1 protein-coding gene is annotated in these 2,408 nt (G+C 40.6%); it reads right to left on the bottom strand.

Annotation, left to right across the window (positions count from 1 at the left end; all coding sequences use genetic code 11):
* Positions 1–2,408: autotransporter outer membrane beta-barrel domain-containing protein (locus tag ACFINW_RS09785; RefSeq protein ID WP_375674256.1), on the bottom strand; the 2,408-nt coding region annotated here is incomplete at both ends.

The raw sequence follows: 2,408 nt of genomic DNA, 5'->3' as shown, positions 1-2,408 counted from the left end.
TCTTCTTCTTTTCCTAAGACGGATGTTCTGATATTGGCTAAGAGTGCGTTTTGTTTAGCCATATCGGTTAATCCACTGTAGAAGAGAGCATTTGGCATGACCAAATAGCTTGCGGTTTGTGGTACAGGGGCAACGGTAGGGATATTTGTTTCAGGATCAGGATTTGAACCAGAATTGGAGCCAAGCAGTTTGGGTTGTAAACGGAAATCCCAGAAATTTTTATTCTTTTCATCAAAGAGGTTTTGTGCAATATCGGCTTTGCCTTGGCTTGAGTCTGGTCCATAAGCACGGAGTGTATACATATCCGGTAAGCCACCTCTTGTGGTATAGCCATTTACCAGTTTGAAAGAGTTTTCTTCTGCTTTTCCAGAAACTTGAATGAGTGAAAGCCCCCGGACATTGGCAGCAGCAGAGGTATTTACTTGACTACTGTTCTTTTCTACGCGTCCTGAAACATAAACTGATGTGTTGCCTGAGACATCCCCATGGATCAAAAGCCTATCGGTTTTTTGGTCATTTATTGCAGCACCATCACTCCAAGCCGTGTTGAAGTAAATCTTTGCATCACCCGTTGCATTGTAGACTTCTTGCGTGTCTGGTTTACCAGAACCTATATGCAATGTTTGGTAATGATCTTCTGTTGGTTTCTCAAAAACAATGGAGCTGTTATCGAGATTAAGCGTGGAAATATCAGAACGAGATCTTTGAGCGATATCAAGGAGATTGCCATCATCATCTTTTTCATTTTTGCTGATTTTCAACGTCCATTTTGTATTGTTTTTCAGATCAAAACGTACATTTCTGTCTTTAGCAATATTTGCTCTGCCCTCTAAAATAGACTGATCTGCGCTTAATGTGAAGGTGCCGTTGGAGATGGCGTTTGCACCGACATAGTCCCAAAGCTCTTTGTCTTTCCAATAAACGCCTTTTCCTAATAAAACATCGGCATGGATTTCTGAATTTTTGATATTGGCTGTACCAATTGATAGGTCTGCATTGTTTTCGATATCGTTGTCAGTGAAAGCTCCGATAAGAATTCCAGCACCATTTTCTACGTGGATATCTGCATTAGTCACATTGATTTCATTGCTTTGACGTTTTTGCGGATAATTTTGATCTGTGTAGAAGAGAGACATGATTTGCAAACCACCGATTTGTGCTGTTGCAGAAATATCCTTGACATCGATATGTCCACCGTTTTCTGTATACAATGCAGCTTGTTTTCCAAATACTGTTCCGCCTGTCATTGTGATTTGGGATTGTGGATCGCTTGCATGTAATCCACTACCATCAGATGCGTTAATTTTAGCATTGTCTTTTATGATAATGGTGCCGCCACTCTCAGCAGATACCCCTGAGGTTTTTACATTAAATTCTCCCCCTGATACGTTTATTTGAGAATTAACAGCGGAGGCTATGCCTATATTGGCTTGAGTAACTGTTACATTTTTTAAAGTAAGGTTGCTGTTATGAGTGGCGACTACCCCGAAAAGTTGTTGGTCATCGTCTTTACCACTTGATATTTTCACATTTTCTATCTTGTTCTCAGCGCTCTTACTGTTATTAAAAGAAGCGCCTATTATAGAAGCCGTAATAGAACCTCCAGTCATCTTGATCGTACCGTTTGGTTGTGTAAAAAACCCCGTTGAAACATCTTTAATCGTTGTATTATGTAATTCAATTATGCTTCCAGAGGCATCGGCCAGTACACCAGTTCCAGTGCCATCTGTCGATGTTATAGTAATACCATTGACATGAATATGTCCGCCGTTTTCGGCAAACAATGTGCCTATACCCCAACCGCTTACTGTCCCTCCAGTCATTGTGATCTTGGATTGTGCACCATCAGCATGGAGTCCATAAGCACTGGATGATGTAATATCAGTCTTGTTGTCGATAGTAACCGTGCTGCCATTTGAAGCATATATTCCATCAGTTTTTCCATCAAATGATCCTCCAGAGATTGTTATTGTCGAGTGATCATCTGCCTTTAGAGCAGAGAAGGCATGCATAACAGTTACATTTTTTAAGGTGAGCGTGCTTCCTTTGGTAACTATGCCTGAGAGTAATTGCAGGCCATCTTTATCTAAGTCTGATATCTCTACGTCCTTTAACATGTTTTCGCTGCTATTCGTGTTATTAAAAGAAGCGCCAACAGAGGCAGCTGCAATGGAACCTCCAATCATTTTGATTGTAGCTCCGTCTTTGGCTTCAAGACCGCGGAAAATCTCAGAATCAAGTTTTGGGATAATTCTACTATCCTGTAATTCAATTACACTGTTAACACCTTCAGCTGTTACAGCGTATACATCGTAATGGACTGGGTGGTTTATGGTTAAATGTTTTCCAATGATTTTGCCACCGTCTTTTGCGTGAATAGTTTCGTAGGTTTTATCGGATACTTCTTG

This window comes from Bartonella sp. AA18HLJMS, assembly GCF_042197245.1.
Classification (GTDB): Bacteria; Pseudomonadota; Alphaproteobacteria; order Rhizobiales; family Rhizobiaceae; genus Bartonella.
The sequence above is the reverse complement of the archived record's forward strand: the minus strand, read 5'-3'. Positions and strand labels throughout refer to the sequence as shown.